The following is a 21,485-nucleotide window of genomic DNA, read 5'->3' as shown; positions in this document are numbered from 1 at the left end:
AAAAAAGCAATCAATAAGATACTTTATACAAATAGAGGCCGGTAGCCGGGGCTGGCTTGTTCATGTAAGGGGCTTTTTGCTCTAAAATAAGGCTGGCTTGCTTAAGGCTAATCTTATCCCTGGCAACCTTGACTAAAAAAGAGACAATATTTCTAACCATATTTCTTAAAAAACCATTAGCTTCTATATCAATATAGATTAGACTGCCTCGCTTTTTTATTGTAATACTGTTTACAATTCTTAGGCAATCCCTATATTTTTTTGCCTCTTTAGCAAATAAACCAAAATCTCTTTTTCCAATCAATTTTTTAGTAATTTTCTCAATCTTCACTAAATTAAGCGGCTCAGCAATTTGCCAGGCAAAATTATTCCAAAATACTGAAAACTCCTTTGCGTTGCGAATAATATAACGATAGCGCTTATGTTTAGCCGAAAACCGGGCATGAAAATCAAGCGGCACTTTTTTTGCTCTTATTACCCTTATATCGGAAGGCAAAAATGAATTAAGCGCGATCTTAATGTTCGTTAACGGTATTCTACTGTTAGTCTTAAAATTAACTACCTGTGCCCTAGCGTGGACACCCCGATCAGTTCTCCCAGAAGCAGCAACCCTTATTTTTTCTTTAAAAAGTTTCTTTAAGGCTTGTTCTAATGCGCCTTGAATAGTCATTTCATTCTTAGATCTTTTCTCCTGTATTTGAAAACCGAAATACTCAGTACCCAAATACTCTAATTCTAACAATATATTTCTCTCCATATTTTGCTACTATACACAAAATAAAAGGTTTAGTCAATAATTCTTGATTTTTCTCCTGCCTCAGTGGTAGAATGCAACATAAGGAGGAACTATGCAAAAATCATTCACTCTAATCGAACTAATCGTAGTAATTGCTATCATAGCCATTCTAGCCGCTATCATAGCTCCCAATGCTTTTAAAGCTATTGAGAAAGCGAAAATTACTGAAACAATAGGCGACTTTAAAGCCGTAAAGACTTCTATTTATTCCTTGTATGCTGATACAGGTAAATGGGGTATAGAAAATCATATTCATACTACCAGCCCCACTGGATTTTTGGTATTTATAGATCATCCTAATCCCACTCCATATGATGCTAGATTTAGCGAGTTAGTTAATGATCCAAATAACGATAGCGATCCTAATAATGATATGTCTGGTTGGGACGGACCTTATATTGAAAAATTAAAAGGAAAGACTCCCTGGAAGAATTCTTATGCTATTCAATCTCACGATTGCGAAAAAGGCCCAGCAAGAGAAATTTGGTTTGACTTTGAAGATTGGTGTTACAATCCGGCTGACGGCGGAAACGGAGCCTGCCCGATATCTTCTTCTGTAGCAACAAAGATTGACCAGGCACTTGACGACGGGAACCTTACTTCAAGTAATTTTAGAAATTGTCCTAATTGGTGTGGTTGCAGTAACGAAGAATATTCTGCAGTTATCGCCTGAGACGCTTTATAATACTTAGCTTAAAGCAGAGTTTCAGCAATCTGGACAGCATTTAAAGCAGCACCTTTTCGAAGATTATCAGCAACGCACCAAAGCCAAAAAGAGTTTTCTTCGTCTGGATCAAAGCGTAACCTTCCCACATAAACCTCGTCTTTCCCGTCAACATCAAGGGCCAAAGGTAAATCTTCGGGGCGATCTAAAAACTTAACCCCGACCGAACTTTTCAGGGCAGATTTTATTTGATCAAGGGTTGCCTTATTTCTAGTAGTAAAATATATCGACTCTGAGTGTGAGTTAAATACCGGAACCCTCACACAAGTAGCTGATATTTTTATCAAATCATCACCATAGATTTTACGAGTTTCGTTTACGGCTTTTAACTCTTCACTGGTATAACCATTATCGGAAAAACCACCAATCTTAGGAATAGCATTAAAGGCTATCTGAGCTGGAAATTCTCCGCTTAAATTTCTGGCCCTCTTATCAACCTGGCTATAAGAATCAGCATCTTGATTATTATTAACTATCTGTTTGGCCTCATCCCATAAAGCTTGGATTGCTCCACGGCCAGCCCCAGAAGTTGCTTGAAAACTAGTTAGAACGATCTTGCTTAAACCAAATTGCTTATATATGCCGCCTAAGGCTACAACCATTTGAATCGTAGTGCAATTAGGGTTAGCTATTATTCCCTTATTATTAGCTACCTTGTCTCTATTAACTTCAGGAACAATTAGAGGCACATCTTTTTTAAGACGAAAATCATTACCATTGTCGATAACTACTGCTCCCGAATCAATAAACTTTTGAGCATACAACACTGAGGCGCCTTTCTCACCTTCAGTACCGGCAAAAAGAGCGATATCGATACCGGAAAAATCAGCCCCCTCTATCGCTTCAACAGCATAATTGATTTCACCAACTCTTATATCTCTTGAGCTACGGGCAAAAATCCGTAAATTTTCTATCGGGAACTTCCGTTCCCTTAAGATTTTTAATATCTCTACCCCTACTGCCCCCACCCCAATCACTGCTACATTTTTTTTCATATCTAGTTATTGCCCTTTCTTATCCAGGTCTATTTACAAATTCTTAACTACTAAATCCCCGACCTCAGTCGTTGAATAACCCATTCTTCCGGCTCCAAGGGTTTTTAAATTTTCCCGGGCTATCTTAATAACTGAACTCTCAATTGCCTCGGCTGCTTTTTCTTCACCAATCTGACTAAGCAACATTGAAAGAGCACAAATTGCAGCTAAAGGATTAATTACATTCTTTCCGGTATATTTAGGAGCGCTTCCACCGATAGGCTCAAACATACTTACTCCTTTAGGATTAATATTTCCTCCGGCAGCAATACCCATTCCGCCTTGAACCATCGCTCCTAAATCAGTAATAATGTCTCCGAACATATTATCAGTAACAATAACATCAAACCATTCGGGATTTTTAACCATCCACATACAAGTTGCGTCAACATGGGCATAGTCAGTTTTTATATCTGGATAGTCTTTGGCTACTTCGTAAAATGTTCGCTCCCAAAGATCAAAGGCATAAGTTAAAACATTGGTTTTACCGCAAAGCGTCAACATCTTCCTTTTGTTACGTTTGCGCGTATATTCAAAGGCATAACGAAGGCAGCGTTCAACCCCAGCCTTAGTATTGTAAGAAATCTGGGTAGCTACCTCATTGGCAGTTCCTTTATCTTTAAACTCCCCCATTCCCTTATATAACCCTTCAGTATTCTCTCTAACCACAACAAAATCTACCTGCTCAGGAGTTTTATCCTTAAGCGGACAAAACCGGCTATCATAAAGCTTAACCGGCCTTAAGTTTATATATTGATCTAAGGCAAAACGTAGACTTAACAAAATACCCTTCTCTAGGATTCCCGGCTTAACATCAGGATGACCGATTGCTCCTAAAAAAATGGCATCAAAACCAGAAAGCTCTTGGGCGGCCGAAGCAGGTAAAACTTCTTTAGTTCTTAGGTAACGGTCTCCGCCAAAATCATAATTAACAGTCTGACATTTAAAACCATACTTAGCTGAAACTACATCTAAAACCTTTAATCCTTCAGCTACCACTTCAGGTCCGGTGCCATCACCAGGAATAACTGCTATTTTATACTCTTTCATCATTTCTCCTTCTGTTTAAGCCACTTCAAGAGCCCCCCTGAAGAGATAATCTCCTGCATAAAAACCGGAAAAGCCTCACAAACTAACTGCTTACCGGAACTAGAAATATTTATTAACCCTTTTTCTAAATCAACCACTAAACTTTCACCAACTTTAATCTGCTTGGCCTGTTTGCAAACCAGTATCGGAAGACCGACGTTGATTGAATTACGATAAAAAATACGAGCAAAACTCTCAGCAATAACTAAAGACACTCCACAACCCTTAATTGCAACCGGCGCATGCTCACGACTTGAGCCACAACCAAAATTCTTGCCGGCTACTATTATATCACCTTTTTTAACTCGTTTTATGAAATTACGATCAATATTCTCCATACATTTTGACCCTAAGAATTCATCATCCTGAGAATCTAAATACTTGGCCGCGATAATATCGTCGGTATTTATATTATTGGCGAATTTATGAACTTTTCCTTTAATCGTCATCTTACAACTTAGTTTATTAACTAATATCGTTAGGGTCAGTGATTCTCCCGGTAATTGCCGAAGCAGCAGCTACCGCCGGACTGGACAGATAAACAAAACTCCCCGGATCACCCATCCGACCGATAAAATTTCTATTGGTCGTAGCCAAGGCGACTTCGCCTTTATCTAAAATTCCGGTATGGCCGCCTAAACAAGGCCCACAAGTAGCCGGTGAAATCATAAACCCGGCCTCAGCAAATATTTCTAGATATTTTGCTTTTTCAGCCTGGCTATAAATCTTAGGAGTTGCCGGTATGACTATTGCCCGCAAACCTTTTTTAACTTTTTTGCCTTTTAGTATTTTAGCAGCAATAGCTAAATCGCTTAATCTACCATTAGTACAAGAACCGATCACAACTTGATCAAGTTTAACTTTGCTGCAACTAGCTGCACTCTTTGCATTACTTGGTAAATGCGGACAAGCAACTTGCGGCTTAATTTTACTTACATCTATTTTTATAATCTTACTATATTTAGCATCGGAATCACTTTTTTCTAATTTTATATCCTTAGCTTTAACCCCAGCACCTTTTAAGTATTTAACCGTTTTTTCATCTGGCTCGATAATCCCGGTCTTGCCACCGGCCTCAATAGCCATATTGCACATAGTAAAGCGATCGTCGATAGCTAAATTTCTAATAACCGGACCGGAAAACTCCATAACCTTATATAAAGCTCCATCTACTCCGATCTTGCCAATGGTATAAAGGATTAAATCCTTACCCGATACATAAGGCTTTAACTTTCCTTGATAAACAAACTTTATAGTCTCCGGCACTCTAAACCAAGCTTTGCCAGATTTAATTGCCGCGGCTAAGTCGGTTGAACCAACACCAAAACTTGCTGCCCCGAGAGCGCCATAAGTGCAGGTATGAGAATCAGCTCCAATAATTAACTCCAGCGGTTTAATCAAGCCCGACTCCGGCAAGAAAGCATGCTCGACTCCGCAAACATCAATATCATAAAAATGTTTAATTTTAAACTTATCGGCAAAATCTTTAAGTAGCTTTACATTATTGGCTGCCTTTAAGTCCCGAGCCGGAGTAAAATGGTCACAAATAAAACCTATTTTTTGAGAGTTAAATACCGAGTTAAACTTCGCTTGGTTGAATTCTTTAACTGCTAAAGGGGCAGTAATGTCATTACCAAAACAAAAATCTACCTTTGCATAAATAAAATCCTCTAACTTTTTAGATAGAGAATGCTTCAATAAGATCTTTTCAATTAATGTTAAACCCATAACTGCAATTAGCTTATTTGAATTTTTTAACCAAAAGAGTGGCGTTGTGACCCCCGAACCCTAAAGAATTAGATAAAGCAACTTCTCCTTCAAAAGGCCTTGCTTCATTAGGTGTATAATTTAAATCACATTCAGGGTCAGGATTCTCATAATTAATCGTAGGAGGCGCTACTTTATTTTTAAGCGTCAAGCAGCAAGTAATAAACTCGATTGCTCCGGCAGCTCCTAAAGTGTGTCCGGTCATTGACTTTATCGAACTTATCATAACATCCTTAGCTGAAGAACCAAAAACCATTTTTATTGCTTTAGTTTCCATCTTATCGTTCAACTGAGTACTTGTTCCGTGAGCGTTAAGGTAAACCTTCGTGTCAATATTAACTTTAGCTTCTTCTAAGCTTAAGGAAATTGCTTTTGAGGCAGCACCACCCTCAGGATCAGGAGCAGTTATATGGTAAGCATCACAAGTTGCCCCGTATCCACACAGCTCTCCATAGATAAAAGCGCCTCTTTTCTTAGCATGCTCAAGCTCCTCTAAAACAACCATGCCAGCTCCTTCGCCCATAACAAAACCATCTCTTTCCCTATCGAAAGGCCGAGAAGCTCTTTGCGGCTCATGGTTTCGTTTTGAAAGACCCTTGACTGCACAAAACCCGCCAACGCCCAAAGGAACAATGCAGGCCTCTGTACCACCACAAGCCATCACTGTGGCTCTACCATATTTAATAGCTAAATAACCTTCGCCGATAGCGTGGGCTCCTGAAGCACAAGCCGTAACTGTACAAAAATTAACCCCTTTTAACTTAAAATGAATTGCCACATTTCCGGCAGCCTCATTGGTAATAAGCATTGGAATCATAAAAGGCGAAAGCCGCCTCGGCCCCTTTTCCAAAAGAATTTTATATTCCCGCTCAACCGTTTCAAGACTTCCCACTCCAGTACCGATAATTGTACCAATCTGGTAAGGATCCATCTTGTCGGAACTAATTCCACTCTCAGCTAAAGCCTCTTCAGTAGCTTTTATAGAGAATTGAACAAAGCGTGGGGTCCTTCTAAGGTCTTTGTGGGATAAAAAGGAGGGCGGGATAAAATCCTTTACTTCACCGGCTATTCGGGAATCAAATTCACTGGCATCAAAATGAGTGATTTCGCCTACACCGCTCTTAGCGTTAACTAAAGAATCCCAAAAAGAGTTCTTTTCTAACCCTACGGAAGATACCACCCCGCATCCGGTTATAACTACACGTCGCATCTTTCAAAAAACTAGGATTCTTTTTTGGTAACTTTATTGTCAATATATTTAACTGCTTCACCAACCGTAGTTATCTTTTCAGCATCTTCGTCAGGAATTTCAATTCCAAACTCTTCCTCTAGAGCCATAACTACTTCCACTGTATCCAAAGAATCAGCCCCTAAATCATCAATAAAGGAACTCTCTGGCTTAATTTCTTCTTTCTTTACTCCTAACTGTTCAGAGATAATGTCTTTGACTTTTTCGTCAACACCCATCTCAAACCTCCTTTTGCTTTCATTAAATCATTCCACCATCAACAACAACAACTTGTCCTGTTATATAATCAGCTGCCTCAGATGCTAAAAATAACACTGCATTTGATACATCAGCTGGTGCACCGAGCCTGTTCAAAGGTATGCGCTTAAGCATTTCCTCTTTTATCTTGTCCGATAACTTATCGGTCATTTTGGTCTGAATGTAACCAGGAGCAACGGCATTAACGCATATGCTACGTGAGCCTAGCTCTTTAGCCAAAGACTTGGTCAAACCAATCAAACCAGCCTTAGAGGCTGAATAGTTTGACTGGCCAGCATTGCCAACTATGCCGATTATCGAGGAAACATTAACTATCTTGCCGCTACGCTGTTTAAGCATAATTTTAGCGGCTAATTTAGAACAAAGAAATGCCCCTCGCAAATTTACTGCGATTACCTTATCCCAATCATTTTCAGAGAGCCTAAGAATTAAATTATCCTTAGTTATGCCCGCATTGTTAACTACTATATCAATCTTTGAAAACTTGTCAATAATTTTGTTTATAACTTCCTCAACTCCTTTACCATCAGTGACATCGACACAATAATAAGCGCATTCTGAATAGGCAGCTATATCTTTTTGAGCTGAAGCCAAGGCCTCTGAGCTTAGATCAATAATAACAACCCGAGCTTTAGCCTTAGCAAAATCTAAGGCAATCTGCTTACCAATGCCCTGAGCTGCTCCGGTAACAAGAACAACCTTTCCTTCAAAGTTCATAGTCCTCCTTCTTCTCTAGATTAATAACCTTAATTTCCGGGTTTATCTTTCTCATTAAGCCTCTTAACACTTTAGAGGGTCCGACCTCAAAAAACTCTGATACACCCTTAGCAACCATAAAGTCTACACAATCGTTCCATAAAACAGTAGAATTAAGCTGACTTATCAGATTCGCTTTTATCTCTAAAGCCTTTGTATGAGCCCTGGCGGTAGTATTGCTTATTATTGGAATGCTGGCGTCAGAAAAATTTAAAGTATCAACAACCTCAGACAAGGCAGCCTTGGCCGAATCCATAAACGGCGAATGAAACCCACCGCTAACCGCCAACTCGATAACTTTTGCTCCTTGAACCTCTAAGGATTTACGAACAACCTCTCTTTTTGCTTGATCTAAAGATATGACTGTCTGAGTTGGTGAATTTATGTTAGCAATATAAAACCCCAATTTTAAAGAGCTCTCTCTTAAAGATTCCCTAGTTAAACCAATGACCGCAAGCATGGTAGCAGAATTCATTGCCGCTGCCTCACGCATAGCCTTAGCTCTTTGATTTACTAAGGTCACTACATCCTCTAAAGAAAGTACCCCTGAAGCATAAAGACAACTATATTCACCAAGGCTTAAGCCGGCTAAATAATCAAACTTTATATTTTTGGCCTTTAAAGCTTCGAAAGCTGCCAAACTAACAGTTAGAATAGCCAGCTGCTGGATTGAAGTATCTTTCAACTCCTCCTGGGGACCTTGAAAGCACTTAACTGACAGTTTAAAACCAAGAATACTGTCTACCGAAGAAAAAATATCTTGAGCTTTAGGAAAGCTCTCATAAAGACTCCTCCCCATGCCCACGTATTGAGAACCTTGACCAGGAAAAATAATTGCTTTCATTTGCTTAAATCCACTTTATCGCGCAGCTCCCCCAAACTAATCCTCCGCCAAAAGTATCCAAAACAACTATATCGCCCTTTTTAATTCTATCCTCTTCCCAGGCTTCGCACAAAGCAACTGCACTTGATGCCGAAGACATATTACCGTACCGAGCAACGTTAAGATATATTTTCTCCTTAGGTATCTCCATTCGAGCTGCCACAGCATCAATTATTCTCTGATTAGCCTGATGAGGAATAAATAAATCCACATCATCTATGCTCAGGTTTGCTTCGACTAATGACTTTTTTGCTGCCTTAACCATCACCCTTACAGCAACCCGAAACAACTCATTACCTTTCATCTTCATATAATGCATTCGTTCATTCACTGTATCAATTGAAGTAGGAATGCGTGAACCTCCGGCTGGCAGGTTTAAAATATCCCCTTGAGAACCGTCTGCCCCTAGATAAGAACTTAAAAAACCATCAGTTTCGGTAGCAGTTAGAATCGCGGCTCCGGCACCATCTCCAAATAAAACACAAGTAGAGCGATCATTCCAATCAGTTATGTTTGAAAGAACTTCACTGCCAACAACTAAAATATTTTTATAAAGACCGCCGGCTATAAACTGCCAAGCAGCTGTTAAACCATAAACAAATCCTGAACAAGCAGCCGAAAGATCAAAACAAGCAGCTTTAGCGGCCTTAAGCTGACCCTGAAGACAACAAGCAGTTGAAGGAAATTGGCTATCGGGAGTAATCGTGGTAACGATGATTAAGTCAATGTCTTTAGCTGAAATGCCGGCCCGCTTTAAAGCAACTAACGATGCTTGATAGGCTAAGTCCGATGCTGCTTGACCTTTAGTAACGATTCTTCTTTCTTTTATGCCGGTACGAGTAGTAATCCACTCATCAGTCGTATCTACTCTTTTTTCTAAATCGGCGTTAGTTAGGCAATTAACTGGTAAGTATTTGCCTAACCCTGCTATCTTTGCAGATTTCATCAACTTTTTCCTTTATCTCTTCGGTTAAATTTCTTTTTAGCTCTCTTACCGCAACCTTTATCGCATTTTTAACAGCCAGACCATTAGAGCGGCCGTGGCCAATAATCACAATCCCGTTAACCCCGAGCAGTGGAGCTCCTCCCCAATCAGAATAGTCCATTTTACGTTTGAACTTTCTCAAATTAGACGAGGCAAGCAATAAACCTAATTTACCTAAAAAGCCCTCACTCATACTTTCAATAAGGAACCGACCCACAGTTTTCACACTGCCCTCAGCAACCTTTAAGGCAACATTGCCAATAAAGCCATCACAAACTATACAATCACACTTACCGGAAAAAATCTCTTTAGGCTCAACGTTGCCGGTAAAGTTAAGTGATGAAGCTTCAAAAAGCTTGTGTGAATCCTTAAGCATACTCAATCCCTTAGAGGCTTCCTCGCCAATATTAAGCAGACCTACGGTAGGATTATCTTTGTTCAATACTGAGCTATAATAAACTGAAGCCATTATCCCATATTGAAGAAGATGCAGTGGTTTACAATCAATATTTGCCCCGACGTCAATCATTAAAGAGATGCCGGTCTTGCTCGGCACTAAAAGCGCAATTCCCGGACGCTCGACCCCCTCAATCATCCTTAAACGCAAGGTAGCGGCCGCCACAACTGCTCCGGTATTACCAAGAGAGACAAAAGCATCTATTTTTTTATCACGTAGTAAATCAGCTCCAATAACAATTGATGATTTCTTCTTTCTTCTAACTGCGACCGTCGGAGAATCAGCCATCTCAATCTTCTCCGAAGCATCAACAATCTCGAATTTATCGACTGAACAATTATTCAACTTTAGCTGCTGCTCGATCTCGGACTTAACCCCAATTAGAACAATGTCTTGTTCAAGCTCTTTTTTAGCCAAAAGAGCCCCTTTGATAATTGCCTCAGGTGCAAAATCTCCTCCGGAAACATCTAAACCTATTTTGTAATTCATGTTTTGATCTTCAAGGCTAGAAAAAATTAACGGTTCGTTTTTTTCTTCTTCTCTTTGAGCTTGATTTCTATAACTTCTTTGCCCTTGTAGTAGCCACAAAAGGGACAAACCATATGTGTAGGCTTAAGACGCTTACAATGAGAGCAATTCACTAAAGAAGGCATCGAAACTTTCTGATGAGTCCTCCTTTTTCTACCTCTGGAACGAGAAGTCTTTCTTTTTGGATGAGCCATATTACCTCCGTAAACTTAATACTCTATATTATTAATTTTCTTAAACTTTGGACTCTCTTTACATTTACACTGATCAACATTCAAATCAACCCCGCAACCAGCACAAATCCCTTTACAATCGGGAGTACACAAAAGTTTAGCCGGGAAGTTAAGTAAAATTTCCTCCCGAATGTCCTGGCTTAAATCTAAATACTCACCTAGTTCTTTGGTCGAATAACTACGGCTAAAATTATTAACTTGAGTCTGATGAGCAAGATTCAAGCAACGAGAACAAGTAATATCTCTCTGAGTAGTTATCTCTGCCTCAACAACTACCTCTTCATGAACTTTAAAATAACTACAATCAACGTGTATCGAACCTACAAAAATAACATCAGAACTATCCATCTCCCAATCCTTAGCCGGGATGTCTTCCTCGAGATGGTTTTTTTTATCATTAATACTCTCAATCGAGATCTTCACTTGAGCTTGCCCCTTAAAGCTTTAAGCACTGGTAAGGGAAGAAATTTCTTGAGATCAGCCCCCAAGCTAGCTGCCTCTTTTATCAAACGAGAAGAAATATAAGAATACTCTGGGTGTGGCATAAGAAAAATTGTCTCAACTTCTGGTGATAAATTGCGATTAGTCAAAGCCATCTGAAATTCATATTCAAAATCAGAAATCATCCTCAAGCCCCGAACAATTACTTTTACTTTCCTTTTGCGGGCAAAATCAACGACCAAACCACCAAAACCCTCAACCTTAACCCCTTTTATATTTTTAGTAGATTCTCTAACCAATCTTAACCTTTCCGGGTAAGAAAAATATGTGCCTTTGTAGCTCTTTTTAACTACTGAAACCGTAACCTGACCAAAGATTGAAACAGCCCGCTTGATAATATCAAGATGGCCGTTAGTTATCGGATCAAAAGTACCTGGATAAATAGCTGCTTTCATGATAATTAACCTTTTAGACTTCTTAAGCTTTAACGTAAATTAAGAGGACTGTTTGACCGTATTTTTTATTAACCTTTAGAGAAAAACCACTGATTTCAGTGACAAAATCGTCTTTTTCATAACAAAAAGCAACCAGATAACCGGAAGGGCATACTATATCATATTCGCTAATTCGTTGCAAGGCTTTTGTAAGCATTTGTCGATAGTAAGGGGGATCTAAAAAGACCAAACTAAACCTTTCCTGGCGGCGGTAAAAAGCTTCGATTGCCAAAAAAGCATCCTTTAAATATAGCTCAGTTTCAGCCTCAAGGTTAAGGCTTAAAATATTCTTTTTTATGGCTCCTTTAGCTGAATTACTTGAATCAACAAAAATGCATTCTTTGGCTCCGCGTGATAAAGCCTCTAATCCTAAGGCGCCACTTCCTGCGAATAAATCCAAAACCTTCTTATCCTGAACCTCATCGGCTAATATATCAAAGCAAGATTTTCTTATCCTCTCCGATACCGGCCGAGTCTTGCCGGCGGCAACCAGTTTTCTTCCCTTTAGTTTTCCGCTAACAATCCTCATTACCCTTTTGCTCCTTTCTCGCCCAAATCATTCCTAGAAAAAAGATACTCCTTTATGCAATGATGCTCTCTTTTAGCAAGACTAGGATCACTCTTAATCACCTGATAAGCAAATACCCGAGCTTGACCAAGGATATCTAAATCACGCAAAGGATTGGCAATCTTTAATTGAGGTAAACCATGCTGTAAATTACCAAAAAAATCACCGGGCCCTCTCAAGAGCAAATCTTCTTCGGCAATCTTAAACCCGTTGGCTTCTTTAGAAATAACCTCTAATCTATGCTGAGCAGCTTGACTAAGTTCAGTTTTACTAATAACAATAAAATGAGGCTTATATTTTGAGCGTTGAATCCTGCCTCTTAACTGATGTAACTGGGCTAATCCAAACCGCTCAGGATTTTCAACCACCATAACCGTAGCATTAGGAACATTCACCCCTACTTCAACTACGGTAGTCGAAACTAACACTTGAGTTTTGTTATTTTTAAAATCATTAATCGCTTTTATTTTTTGATCGATCTTCAAGCGGCCATGTAGCATGCCCAAAGAATATCCCTTAAACCGCCTTGAAATTTTGTCATACATCGTCTCCAAAGACTGTAGATCCTCATCCTGGCTTTCTTCAATCAAAGGATAAATTATATAGGCCTGGCGACCGCTTTTAAGTTGCTTTTCTAAAAAATCATACATTTCCTTACGTTTATCCTCCTTAAGCCAAAGCGTCGAAGGAGCAATTCTGCCCTTAGGCAATTTACTAATAACTGAAGAATCTAAATCTCCATATAAAGAAAGAGCTAAGCTTCTTGGAATCGGAGTGGCACTCATGACCAAACAATGCGGCATGAGATCTATCCCTTTTTTGGGAAGTAGGGCCCGCTGGGCAACTCCGAATCTATGCTGTTCATCAATTACTGCTAAGCCTAAGTTTTTAAACTTTAGTTCACTTTGAATAAGCGCATGTGTCCCAACAATAACCCTAATTGTCCCCTTTCTTAAATCCTGATATATCTTATCTATCTCTGACTTAGGCAAAGAAGAAGTAATCACTTTAATCGTTAAGCCGCCGCTTCGCTTACCCTTATTAAAAGGTAAGCTCTTAAATAAACTCTCTAAAGTCTCCCTGTGTTGATAAGCTAAAACTTCAGTAGGGACCATAAGTGCCGCTTGGAATCCAGAATCAACACATGCAGCCATAGCAAAGGCCGCAACTATTGTCTTTCCACAACCGACATCACCCTGTAAGAGACGATGCATCGGGTAAGACTTCTCTAAGTCGCTCAGAATTTCCGATAGAACTTTCTCCTGATCATCAGTTAACTCAAAAGAAAAAACCTTCCGTAACTTATCCAAAAGACTTTGTCTAACTTTAAACCGGGGACCTTTCTGAAGACGATGTTTTGCCTTACGCAAATACACTAAAATTTGCGAAAAGAATAACTCCTGAAAAATAAATCTTTCTCGAGCACGCTCAACCTCAGCGAAAGAAGTCGGAAAATGCATCTCTTCAAAAGCCTTTACAATATTAGGGATATCTCTTTGTTTACGTATCTGAAAAGGTAAGGGATCCGGATAACCAGAACAATAACTTTGAATGGTTGTCAGCATGAGTTTACGCATAAACCGCTGATTAAACTCAGCTGGAAGCCGATAAACTCCTACAATCTTACCTATATTCAAGGAATCACTTTTTTCAACTAGCTCATATTCAGGGGCAACCATTTGAATCCCTCTTTTACTATGAGCTAACTTTCCGCAAAGAATAAGTTCTGATCCTTGAGTTATACTTTCAGCAAGATAAGCCTGATTAAACCAAACACAGCGTAGATTGGCTGATGAATCATCTAGAATGATTTCAAAAATACTTTTAACCTTGCGCTTGCGCACAAAGTAGGGTATTTTTTTCAAATTTACAGCTAGCACCTTACCTTTAATTACTGAAAATTCACCAACCTTGAGATCTTTTATCTTGGTAAAGTTTCGGCGGTCTTGATAACGAAAAGGGAAATAAAAAAGAAGATCACGCAAGCCATAGACGCCAAGGCGATTAAAAATGACTTCTTTAGCTGGCCCTACACCTTTCAGGTAACGTATTGAGCTGTCTTTATCTAGTTTACCTTTAAGGTTAACGGTTGGCTTTTGTTTTAATGTAGTCTTCAATGACTTCTCGGTGATCAAAAGCAATTTTTTTAGGTAAATTATCGAACTGATAACTTTTAGCGCTCTTTGCATCAGAATCAGCCTTAAGGATTCCTTTCCCCTGGCCGATAAAAATTACTGAAACCGTATGAAAACGTGGATCCCGCTGTGGTTCTGAGCAAGTTCTGAATTGCCTAAAGTCTAAAAAATCAAGACCAGTCTCTTCTTTAACTTCTCGAACCACTGCCTGCTCAACGCTTTCGCCATAATCAACAAAACCTCCAGGAAGCGCCCAACCCAAAGGAGGGTTACTTCGCTCAATCATAACGATTCCGCTCTTGTATTCAATAATTCCATCAACAGTAAGAAAAGGCCCCTGACTCATCTTTTTACTCATATATTCAAGATAATCAACAACATTTTTATTAAAAATATCAAATGACTTTTTAGCATTTAAAACAAAACTTATCTTTTTTAAAGTCTTGCCCTTAACTTCCTGCATATATCTAAATACTTCTTGGGCCATTATTTTAGAGGCAGCTTCATAGCTAAAGCCACCCACTCCGCACCCTAAAGCACAAAAAGCAATTGATTTAATTTTATTGCTTTGAGCACAAAGCAAGGCCTGATAGGTTGCTTTGCGAATTATTTCTTCACTAGTCTTAAAATCCATTTTCATGGTTGAAGCATGAATAACATATTTTGCTGCTAAGCTTCCAGCCGAGGTTATTACTGATTCACCGACCTCAACCGGCCCCTTAGCCACCGCTTCATCCTCAATTACTTTCCCACCTTTTCGCTTAATAACTCCGGCTACTCCACCATCCATTAAAAACTTATGGTTAGCAGCATTAACTATCGCTTCAGATGCGTTCTCAGTTATGTCACCCTCAACAACAATAATCTCAATATCGTTTATCTTCATAGGTTATTTCTTTTTGGCCTTTTTAGGAATTAATTTCTCAGCCAGCCTATAAGCCTCCTGCTTAGTTGAAATCTTCCCTAAAGCCTGGTCTTCATGAACTTTTCCTAAAATCTTACCAACTAAGATGCTTGGTTTAAGCTTAAACTGCCTCATTATATCATAGCCATCGACCAATTTAGGCAAAGGTTTTTTGTCATTTTCGACAAAGTAACCATCAATTAACCCCAACATAACTTTTTCGTGTTTTTTTCGCTTAGCGGGATTAATTAACGGGCCACAAGTTGCCCGCCAGTCGCTCAATGAAAGAATTATAACTGCCGCCCCATCATTTTGGGTGTCGCGGAAAAAGCGATAAATTGCACGCTTAGTGGGATTCATCTGATCAGCCAAGTAACCGGGTCTAAGATGCCAAAAGATTAGTTTTTTAAGTACTTCTATTTCACGAACCGATAATCGCATTCGCTTGCCTATTTTTACAACCATATCTCGACCTATTTTTTCATGAGTATGAAAAATAGTCTTTTTATTTAATCTTTTCTTAGCTTGGGGCTTTCCGACATCATGCAAAAGACAAGCCAATTTTATGATCTGAACTCTTTTTCTTCGATAGGCAATTTCCTCATTTAGATACCGATAGATTTCCTTATCTTTAATCAGCCTTTTTTGAATTAAAAGTTCAAACTGCCGCAAAGCTTCTAAAGAATGCTTCCAAACCGGCAAATGATGGTAACTGCCCTGGCGGACTCCGCGCATCGAAGTCACTTCGGGAATAAGTTCATCGATAATTTTAAACTGATCGATTAGCTTAATCACTTTATAAGAACTCTTTGCGCCTAATATCTTAAAAAACTCCTCACTTACCCGTTCAGAAGAAACTTTTTTAATCAGGTGCTTATTTTTTTTCATGACCATCAAAGTCCTCGGTTCAATCCTAAAATTATAATTTGCCATCAAAAAAAACCCTCTTAATATTCTTAAGGGATCGTCGGCGATAACTTTTTCTCTAATCACTCTGGCAATTTTAGAATTTAAATCTCGCTTTCCTTGATAGTAATCAACTAATTCCAACGGTTTTTGGCCTAATTTTACCGCTAGAGTGTTGACTGAAAAATCTCGCAGAGCTAAATCTTCTAAAAAATCTTTACCTCTCAAACGGGTAAAATCATAAGTATAATAAACACTTTTTTTCTTCAGGATAACTCTTAGACTCTCATGAGCCTTATCCAACACAATGCATTTAGCTTTTATCTTCCTAGCAAATTCTCTGGCCACGGCAGTTGTGTTTTTTTCTACGCAAAAATCAAAATCAAGCAAAGGCTTATCGACTTTAAGGTAGACATCCCGCAAAAATCCACCAACCAGCCAAAGATTAACACTGCGTTTTTTGCAAATTACCGAAAGCACTGAAACTTTAGGAATTTTTTTTAATTTTGAGGAAAGATTCATTTCACGAAAGGAGTTAGCCGGTATTTTGCATCAACCGGATTGGTTTAATTTCTTAAAAACCTGATTGGTTACAAAAATCGGTGATTTAGTTCGTACCGCTAAGGCGATACTATCTGAAGGACGAGCATCAACAATCTTAGCTATGTCACCATTCAAAGCCAAATGTAATTTAGCGTAAAAAGTTCCTTGAATCAGATTATCGATAACCACTTTTTCTAAACGTGTGCCTAAATTATCAAGAATCGATGAAATTAAGTCGTGAGTTAACGGTCGCGGCGGTTCAAACCCGCTCAACTTCATCTTAATCGCGCTAGCTTCAGTTATGCCGATTACAATCGGAAGCAATCTTTGACCTTTTTTCTCTTTCAGCACAACAATCTGCTCTTTCTTTTCTTCGTCAATAATAATTCTGGAAAGCTCTAGTTCTATCACTTGACCTTTTTATTAAATACACCCTTCAGTTCTCTCATAAACTGATTAATATCTTTAAACTGCCGATAAACCGAAGCAAAACGCACATAAGCAACATCATCTAAGTCAGCTAACTTTTCCATAACCACCTCACCAACTTGATGAGACTCGACTTCTTGTTCAAACTTTTTTTGCAAATCCACCTCTATCTGAGTGACGATATTTTCTAGCCGCTCAATGCTAACCGACCGTTTTTCGCAAGCCTTAAGCAGTCCGTTCAATATCTTTTGATGGCTAAAAGCTTCTCGCCGACCATCCTTTTTTATTACCATTAAAGGAGTTTTTTCAACATATTCATAGGTAGTGAAACGCTTTCCGCAATTAGAACACTCACGCCTACGGCGAATAGCTGCGCCTTCAGAAGTTTCACGAGAATCAGTTACTTTGTCTTCGTTATGATTACAAAAAGGACATTTCATTTCAATTAAAGTTTTATTTCTTCAGTTTAACTAATTCGGGATCTTCTAACTTCCTTAAGCCTATTTTGGCCTGATCTAAAAACTCAAGGGCCATTTTATCAGGATATTCATTGAAAACAATAACTTCCTTTATCCCAGCATTCACAATCATCTTAGCACAAATGCTACAAGGTACGTTAGTTATATAGATAATACTATTTTTGGTTGATACTCCGTGAGAGGCAGCTTGCAAAATTACGTTTTGCTCTGCATGTAAGCCCCGGCAAATCTCATGACGCTCACCGGAAGGAATATTCAATTCGCTTCTTAGGCAACCTTTCAAATCACAATGGGTAATTCCCGAAGGAGCACCATTGTAACCGGTAGCAAGAATCTGCTTATCCTTAACTAATACTGCACCAACCCTTCTCCGAAGGCAAGTTGAGCGCTCAGAGATTAAAAAAGCAGCCTTCATGAAATATTGATCCCAGTTTGGTCGCTTTATTTTTTCACTCATGTTATCGTCTAATTAATACCCGGATAAAGAACAAAGTTCTTAGTTAGCTCAGCAACCCAAGACCTAACTTTTTCTAAAATCTCAAGATTATCCTTATTAGTTAAAACCAAATCAATAGCCTCAGCGATTTTTTCCATCTCAACTAACCGCATCCCTCTAGTTGTAACCGCCGGGGTTCCAATACGAATACCGCTGGCAACTGCCGGTGGTTTAGAATCAAAAGGTATTAAATTTTTGTTAATCGTAATATTTACACTCCCTAAAAGCGAAGTTGCTTCTTTACCGCTGATATCTTTAGAGCATAAATCAACCAAGAACAAATGGGTATCAGTTCCTCCGCTAACTATTCTATAGCCCTTATCCTGCAAACTTCTAGCAAAATGACTAGCATTAGCTACTACCTGCTTCTGATACTCCACAAACTCGCTAGTCGCAGCTAGCTTAAAAGCAACTGCCTTAGCGGCAATAACATGCATTAATGGCCCGCCTTGAATTCCTGGAAAAACAGTTGTATTAATTTTTTTGGCAAATTCCTTCTTAGCCAAAATAAAACCTCCACGCGGCCCGCGTAAAGTTTTATGAGTAGTTGAAGTTACAAAATCAGCATACTCACAAGGATTAGGATGTATTTTTGCGGCAACTAAACCAGCAAAATGGGCCATGTCGACTAAGAGCAGTGCCCCAACCTTATCGGCGATTTCTTTAAAACGCTTAAAATCTATTATTCGCGGATAAGCACTTGCTCCGGCAACAATTAACTTAGGCTTATTTTTTAAAGCCAAACTTTCTATTTCATCATAGTCCAACCTTTCAGTTTCTTTATTGACTCCGTAAGAGACAACCTTATAAAATCTACCGCTAAAATTTAATGCATGGCCATGTGAAAGATGTCCACCACAAGCTAGATCCATGGCTAGCATAGTGTCTCCAGCCTCTAGGGCCGCCATCATTACGGCCATATTAGCCTGCGTGCCTGAGTGTGGCTGGACATTAGCATATTCGGCTCCGAACAACCCCTTAACTCGCTCAATGGCTAACTGTTCAGCTTCATCGACATACTCACAGCCACCATACCAACGAGCCCCTGCATATCCTTCGGCATATTTATTAGTTAGCACTGAACCCTGAGCCTCCAAGACAGCCGGCGAAGTAAAGTTTTCACTGGCGATTAACTCAATATGGTCTTTCTGCCGTTTAAGCTCTCTCGCTATTGATTCATAGATTGACTTGTCAATATTTTTCAAATTATCAAGCATTTTCCCTCTCCTCTATTTCTTGAATTTTCTTAACTCTCCGAGCATGTCTACCAGCTTCAAAGCTCTCTTTTAGCCAACGCAAAACTATTTTTTTAGCTTCGTCAACTTTAAAAAGATATGACGGCAGAACTAAAATATTACTATTATTATGACGACGTGACATATAAGCACTCTTTAAGTTATAAGCCAAAACCGCACGTATCCCTTTCACCTTATTGGCAACAATTGCGCTACCAACCCCGGTATAACAAATCACAATCGCTCGGTCGGCCTTTTTGCTTCTAACTCGATCGGCAGCCAAATAGGTATAATCGGGATAGTCACAAGACTCTTCAGAATAAGTCCCGCAGTCAAAAATATCATAACCTTTATCTTTCAAAAAGTCACTTAAAACATTCTTTAACTTAAACCCTCGATGATCACTGGCTAAAGCTATCTTCATTTACCCCTCATTTTGTTTAAACCCAATCCTTTAACTCTAGAATTGCCTCTTTAATAAGTAAATATACCCTCTCATAGACGGCCTTGGGTTGACCAATTGGATCAGGTATATCCTTTTCTAGATTAGCCGGAAGAAATTTATTTAGATGGAAAACTCGACCAATAGCCGTAGGCATCGAACGTAAAATATATTCAGACTGTCGCTCCTCCATAGTAAAAATCAAATCTGAAGAAAGAACCGTTGCTCGATCTAGAGCTTTAGCTGAAAAACCTCTCAAGTCTAAATCTTCCTTATCTTTTAATATTTCAACTACTTCTTTGGAAGCCTTTGAACCTTCAAAAGCAGATATACCTCGTGAAATTATCTCATATCTGTCTTTAAAATACAACTTGCTTTCACTCAAATACTTCTCAAGCAAATATTGAGCCATCGGAGAACGACAACTATTTCCGGTGCAGACAAAAAGCACTCTCTTTTTGATAAATACTTTAGCAATATCCTCTTCGGAAACTGCACCTTGACGTATGATCTTAAAAGGTTTCTCAGTGAGATCTAATATCGTTGAAGCTTTAGCCAAAGGACAAGGACCGCTGTCAACGATTAAGTCAATTTTAGAATCAAAAACCCGCTCAACCTCTTCGGCGGTCACTGATTCTTTCTGGCCACTTAAATTAGCTGAAGGTAAACACACCGCTACGCCAAGATTCTGTAAAATTTGAGCGATAGTCTCATGCTGAGGGACCCGGACGCCGACCTTTTTATCATCGTTGGTATAATAAATAAGTGTAAGCGGACCCGGCCAAAACTTTTCAATCAACCGATGAACAAAAGGTGCAAAGGTACTAAAATAACTCTTAAAAACCTCCTCAACGCTGCCCAAAGCAAAGGAAAATGGCTTATCACGCGGTCTTTCCTTTAAGGCATAAAGCTTATCGACCGACTCCTTATTGTCAGCCCGAGCAGCTAAGCCGTATACGGTCTCGGTAGGTAAGGCCACTATGCCTCCTTCCGAAAGCTTAAGCGCAGCCTGCTTAGCTAAAGACTGGTCAATATTGCTTGGATCGATGAATAACTTATTCACTTTTTAAATTTAGCTTTTAACTTTTTAAGAGTAGCTGCTGCATTTTTATCTTTGAGGGCGAGTATTTCTAAAGAAAAAATTATAGCGTTAATGAAAGCGCTTTCCCCTACACCAGTTGAAGCCATACCAAGGCCTTTGGGACTGCTAACCATTGAAAAAAGAGCATCCAGGCCATCAAGAAGCCCGCCTTTTAAAGCAACACCGATAACCGGAATATTTACATAAGAAGCAATAAAGCCTGGCAAGGCTGCAGCCATGCCAGCACAGGCAATAACCACTTCCGTACCTTTTTTCTCTAAGCCCTGGCAGTATTTACGTAATTTCTCAGGATTCCGATGAGCTGAGATAACTTCCACCGTATAAGGAATCTTAAACTCTTTAAATAAATCAAACCCGTCTTTTAATTTAACAATATCGCTTTTACTTCCTAAGACAATAGCAATTTTTGATTTCATTTTTTTCTCCTATGTTAATTGTCCAGTATATTCTACTCTCAAAATATCAAGCCATTTATCGCAAGCCCTACATTAGGCTGGAGATAAATGGTAAACTTTTTTATCAGATTGTAATTTAAAATTACTAAAATCTTCA

The 21,485-nt window shown here is 39.1% G+C and carries 26 protein-coding genes; 1 reads left to right on the top strand and 25 read right to left on the bottom strand.

All coding sequences use genetic code 11. The features are described from left to right. Window positions 1-10: 10 nt before the first annotated feature. Window positions 11-757 carry a tRNA pseudouridine(38-40) synthase TruA gene (gene truA / locus K9L86_07645; protein ID MCF7908724.1) on the bottom strand — a complete coding sequence of 249 codons (747 nt, stop codon included), beginning with the start codon at window positions 755-757 and terminating at the stop codon, window positions 11-13. Between the two features lie 91 nt (window positions 758-848). On the opposite strand from truA, the gene K9L86_07640 reads away from it, so the two are divergent. After that, window positions 849-1,469: a prepilin-type N-terminal cleavage/methylation domain-containing protein gene (locus K9L86_07640; protein ID MCF7908723.1), complete on the top strand. Its 621-nt coding sequence runs from the start codon at window positions 849-851 to the stop codon at window positions 1,467-1,469. Window positions 1,470-1,489: 20 nt separating this feature from the next. Here K9L86_07640 and K9L86_07635 read toward each other — a convergent pair whose 3' ends face one another. From K9L86_07635 to K9L86_07520, 24 genes are all read right to left on the bottom strand, one after another. Continuing rightward, complete coding sequence (locus K9L86_07635; GenBank protein MCF7908722.1) at window positions 1,490-2,515, bottom strand: aspartate-semialdehyde dehydrogenase; 1,026 nt, start codon at window positions 2,513-2,515, stop codon at window positions 1,490-1,492. Between the two features lie 33 nt (window positions 2,516-2,548). Continuing rightward, the gene (locus K9L86_07630) at window positions 2,549-3,607 is read right to left on the bottom strand and encodes a 3-isopropylmalate dehydrogenase (protein ID MCF7908721.1); all 1,059 of its coding nucleotides are present in this window, start codon (window positions 3,605-3,607) and stop codon (window positions 2,549-2,551) included. Continuing rightward, complete coding sequence (locus K9L86_07625) at window positions 3,604-4,092, bottom strand: 3-isopropylmalate dehydratase small subunit (GenBank protein ID MCF7908720.1); 489 nt, start codon at window positions 4,090-4,092, stop codon at window positions 3,604-3,606. The genes K9L86_07630 and K9L86_07625 overlap by 4 nt, the downstream gene beginning before the upstream one ends. A gap of 16 nt (window positions 4,093-4,108) precedes the next feature. Beyond that, window positions 4,109-5,371: a 3-isopropylmalate dehydratase large subunit gene (gene leuC, locus K9L86_07620; protein MCF7908719.1), complete on the bottom strand. Its 1,263-nt coding sequence runs from the start codon at window positions 5,369-5,371 to the stop codon at window positions 4,109-4,111. A 13-nt stretch (window positions 5,372-5,384) separates the two neighbouring features. Next, window positions 5,385-6,620, bottom strand: coding sequence for a beta-ketoacyl-ACP synthase II (gene fabF / locus K9L86_07615; GenBank protein ID MCF7908718.1), 1,236 nt, complete (start codon window positions 6,618-6,620; stop codon window positions 5,385-5,387). Between the two features lie 11 nt (window positions 6,621-6,631). Next, on the bottom strand, window positions 6,632-6,877 hold the full coding sequence (acpP, locus tag K9L86_07610) for an acyl carrier protein (GenBank protein ID MCF7908717.1): 246 nt from the start codon (window positions 6,875-6,877) through the stop codon (window positions 6,632-6,634). Window positions 6,878-6,899: 22 nt separating this feature from the next. Then, entirely contained in the window at window positions 6,900-7,634 is a 735-nt protein-coding gene (gene fabG, locus K9L86_07605) for a 3-oxoacyl-[acyl-carrier-protein] reductase (protein MCF7908716.1), read from the bottom strand. After that, complete coding sequence (gene fabD / locus K9L86_07600) at window positions 7,624-8,517, bottom strand: ACP S-malonyltransferase (GenBank protein MCF7908715.1); 894 nt, start codon at window positions 8,515-8,517, stop codon at window positions 7,624-7,626. The genes fabG and fabD overlap by 11 nt, the downstream gene beginning before the upstream one ends. A gap of 4 nt (window positions 8,518-8,521) precedes the next feature. Continuing rightward, window positions 8,522-9,502, bottom strand: a complete 981-nt coding sequence (locus K9L86_07595) for a ketoacyl-ACP synthase III (protein ID MCF7908714.1) — start codon at window positions 9,500-9,502, stop codon at window positions 8,522-8,524. Then, the gene (plsX, locus tag K9L86_07590) at window positions 9,456-10,487 is read right to left on the bottom strand and encodes a phosphate acyltransferase PlsX (protein ID MCF7908713.1); all 1,032 of its coding nucleotides are present in this window, start codon (window positions 10,485-10,487) and stop codon (window positions 9,456-9,458) included. The genes K9L86_07595 and plsX overlap by 47 nt, the downstream gene beginning before the upstream one ends. 26 nt (window positions 10,488-10,513) lie before the next feature. Next, a complete protein-coding gene (gene rpmF / locus K9L86_07585; protein MCF7908712.1) occupies window positions 10,514-10,720 on the bottom strand; it encodes a 50S ribosomal protein L32 in 207 nt (68 codons plus the stop codon). A 15-nt stretch (window positions 10,721-10,735) separates the two neighbouring features. After that, window positions 10,736-11,107 carry a DUF177 domain-containing protein gene (locus K9L86_07580; protein MCF7908711.1) on the bottom strand — a complete coding sequence of 124 codons (372 nt, stop codon included), beginning with the start codon at window positions 11,105-11,107 and terminating at the stop codon, window positions 10,736-10,738. Between the two features lie 71 nt (window positions 11,108-11,178). After that, the gene (gene coaD / locus K9L86_07575) at window positions 11,179-11,655 is read right to left on the bottom strand and encodes a pantetheine-phosphate adenylyltransferase (GenBank protein MCF7908710.1); all 477 of its coding nucleotides are present in this window, start codon (window positions 11,653-11,655) and stop codon (window positions 11,179-11,181) included. Window positions 11,656-11,677: 22 nt separating this feature from the next. Then, window positions 11,678-12,223, bottom strand: a complete 546-nt coding sequence (rsmD, locus tag K9L86_07570) for a 16S rRNA (guanine(966)-N(2))-methyltransferase RsmD (GenBank protein ID MCF7908709.1) — start codon at window positions 12,221-12,223, stop codon at window positions 11,678-11,680. Continuing rightward, the gene (gene recG / locus K9L86_07565) at window positions 12,223-14,451 is read right to left on the bottom strand and encodes an ATP-dependent DNA helicase RecG (protein MCF7908708.1); all 2,229 of its coding nucleotides are present in this window, start codon (window positions 14,449-14,451) and stop codon (window positions 12,223-12,225) included. The genes rsmD and recG overlap by 1 nt, the downstream gene beginning before the upstream one ends. Then, the gene (locus K9L86_07560) at window positions 14,345-15,283 is read right to left on the bottom strand and encodes a macro domain-containing protein (GenBank protein MCF7908707.1); all 939 of its coding nucleotides are present in this window, start codon (window positions 15,281-15,283) and stop codon (window positions 14,345-14,347) included. The genes recG and K9L86_07560 overlap by 107 nt, the downstream gene beginning before the upstream one ends. A 3-nt stretch (window positions 15,284-15,286) precedes the next feature. Beyond that, on the bottom strand, window positions 15,287-16,729 hold the full coding sequence (locus tag K9L86_07555; GenBank protein MCF7908706.1) for an HD domain-containing protein: 1,443 nt from the start codon (window positions 16,727-16,729) through the stop codon (window positions 15,287-15,289). 30 nt (window positions 16,730-16,759) lie between these two features. After that, on the bottom strand, window positions 16,760-17,158 hold the full coding sequence (locus K9L86_07550) for a bifunctional nuclease family protein (GenBank protein ID MCF7908705.1): 399 nt from the start codon (window positions 17,156-17,158) through the stop codon (window positions 16,760-16,762). Further along, on the bottom strand, window positions 17,158-17,619 hold the full coding sequence (nrdR, locus tag K9L86_07545) for a transcriptional regulator NrdR (GenBank protein MCF7908704.1): 462 nt from the start codon (window positions 17,617-17,619) through the stop codon (window positions 17,158-17,160). The genes K9L86_07550 and nrdR overlap by 1 nt, the downstream gene beginning before the upstream one ends. A 13-nt stretch (window positions 17,620-17,632) precedes the next feature. Further along, on the bottom strand, window positions 17,633-18,115 hold the full coding sequence (locus K9L86_07540) for a cytidine/deoxycytidylate deaminase family protein (protein MCF7908703.1): 483 nt from the start codon (window positions 18,113-18,115) through the stop codon (window positions 17,633-17,635). 8 nt (window positions 18,116-18,123) lie between these two features. Beyond that, complete coding sequence (locus tag K9L86_07535) at window positions 18,124-19,371, bottom strand: serine hydroxymethyltransferase (protein ID MCF7908702.1); 1,248 nt, start codon at window positions 19,369-19,371, stop codon at window positions 18,124-18,126. After that, window positions 19,364-19,813 (bottom strand): ribose 5-phosphate isomerase B, encoded by a 450-nt coding sequence (gene rpiB, locus K9L86_07530; protein MCF7908701.1) that lies wholly within the window; start codon window positions 19,811-19,813, stop codon window positions 19,364-19,366. Before rpiB ends, K9L86_07535 begins: the two co-directional genes overlap by 8 nt. Window positions 19,814-19,829: 16 nt before the next feature. After that, the gene (locus tag K9L86_07525) at window positions 19,830-20,894 is read right to left on the bottom strand and encodes a threonylcarbamoyl-AMP synthase (protein ID MCF7908700.1); all 1,065 of its coding nucleotides are present in this window, start codon (window positions 20,892-20,894) and stop codon (window positions 19,830-19,832) included. Next, window positions 20,891-21,349 carry an AIR carboxylase family protein gene (locus K9L86_07520; GenBank protein ID MCF7908699.1) on the bottom strand — a complete coding sequence of 153 codons (459 nt, stop codon included), beginning with the start codon at window positions 21,347-21,349 and terminating at the stop codon, window positions 20,891-20,893. Before K9L86_07520 ends, K9L86_07525 begins: the two co-directional genes overlap by 4 nt. Window positions 21,350-21,485 lie beyond the last annotated feature (136 nt).

This window comes from Candidatus Omnitrophota bacterium (genome assembly GCA_021735655.1).
Classification (GTDB): Bacteria; Omnitrophota; Gorgyraeia; order Duberdicusellales; family 4484-171; genus JAHKAJ01.
The sequence above is the reverse complement of the archived record's forward strand: the minus strand, read 5'-3'. Positions and strand labels throughout refer to the sequence as shown.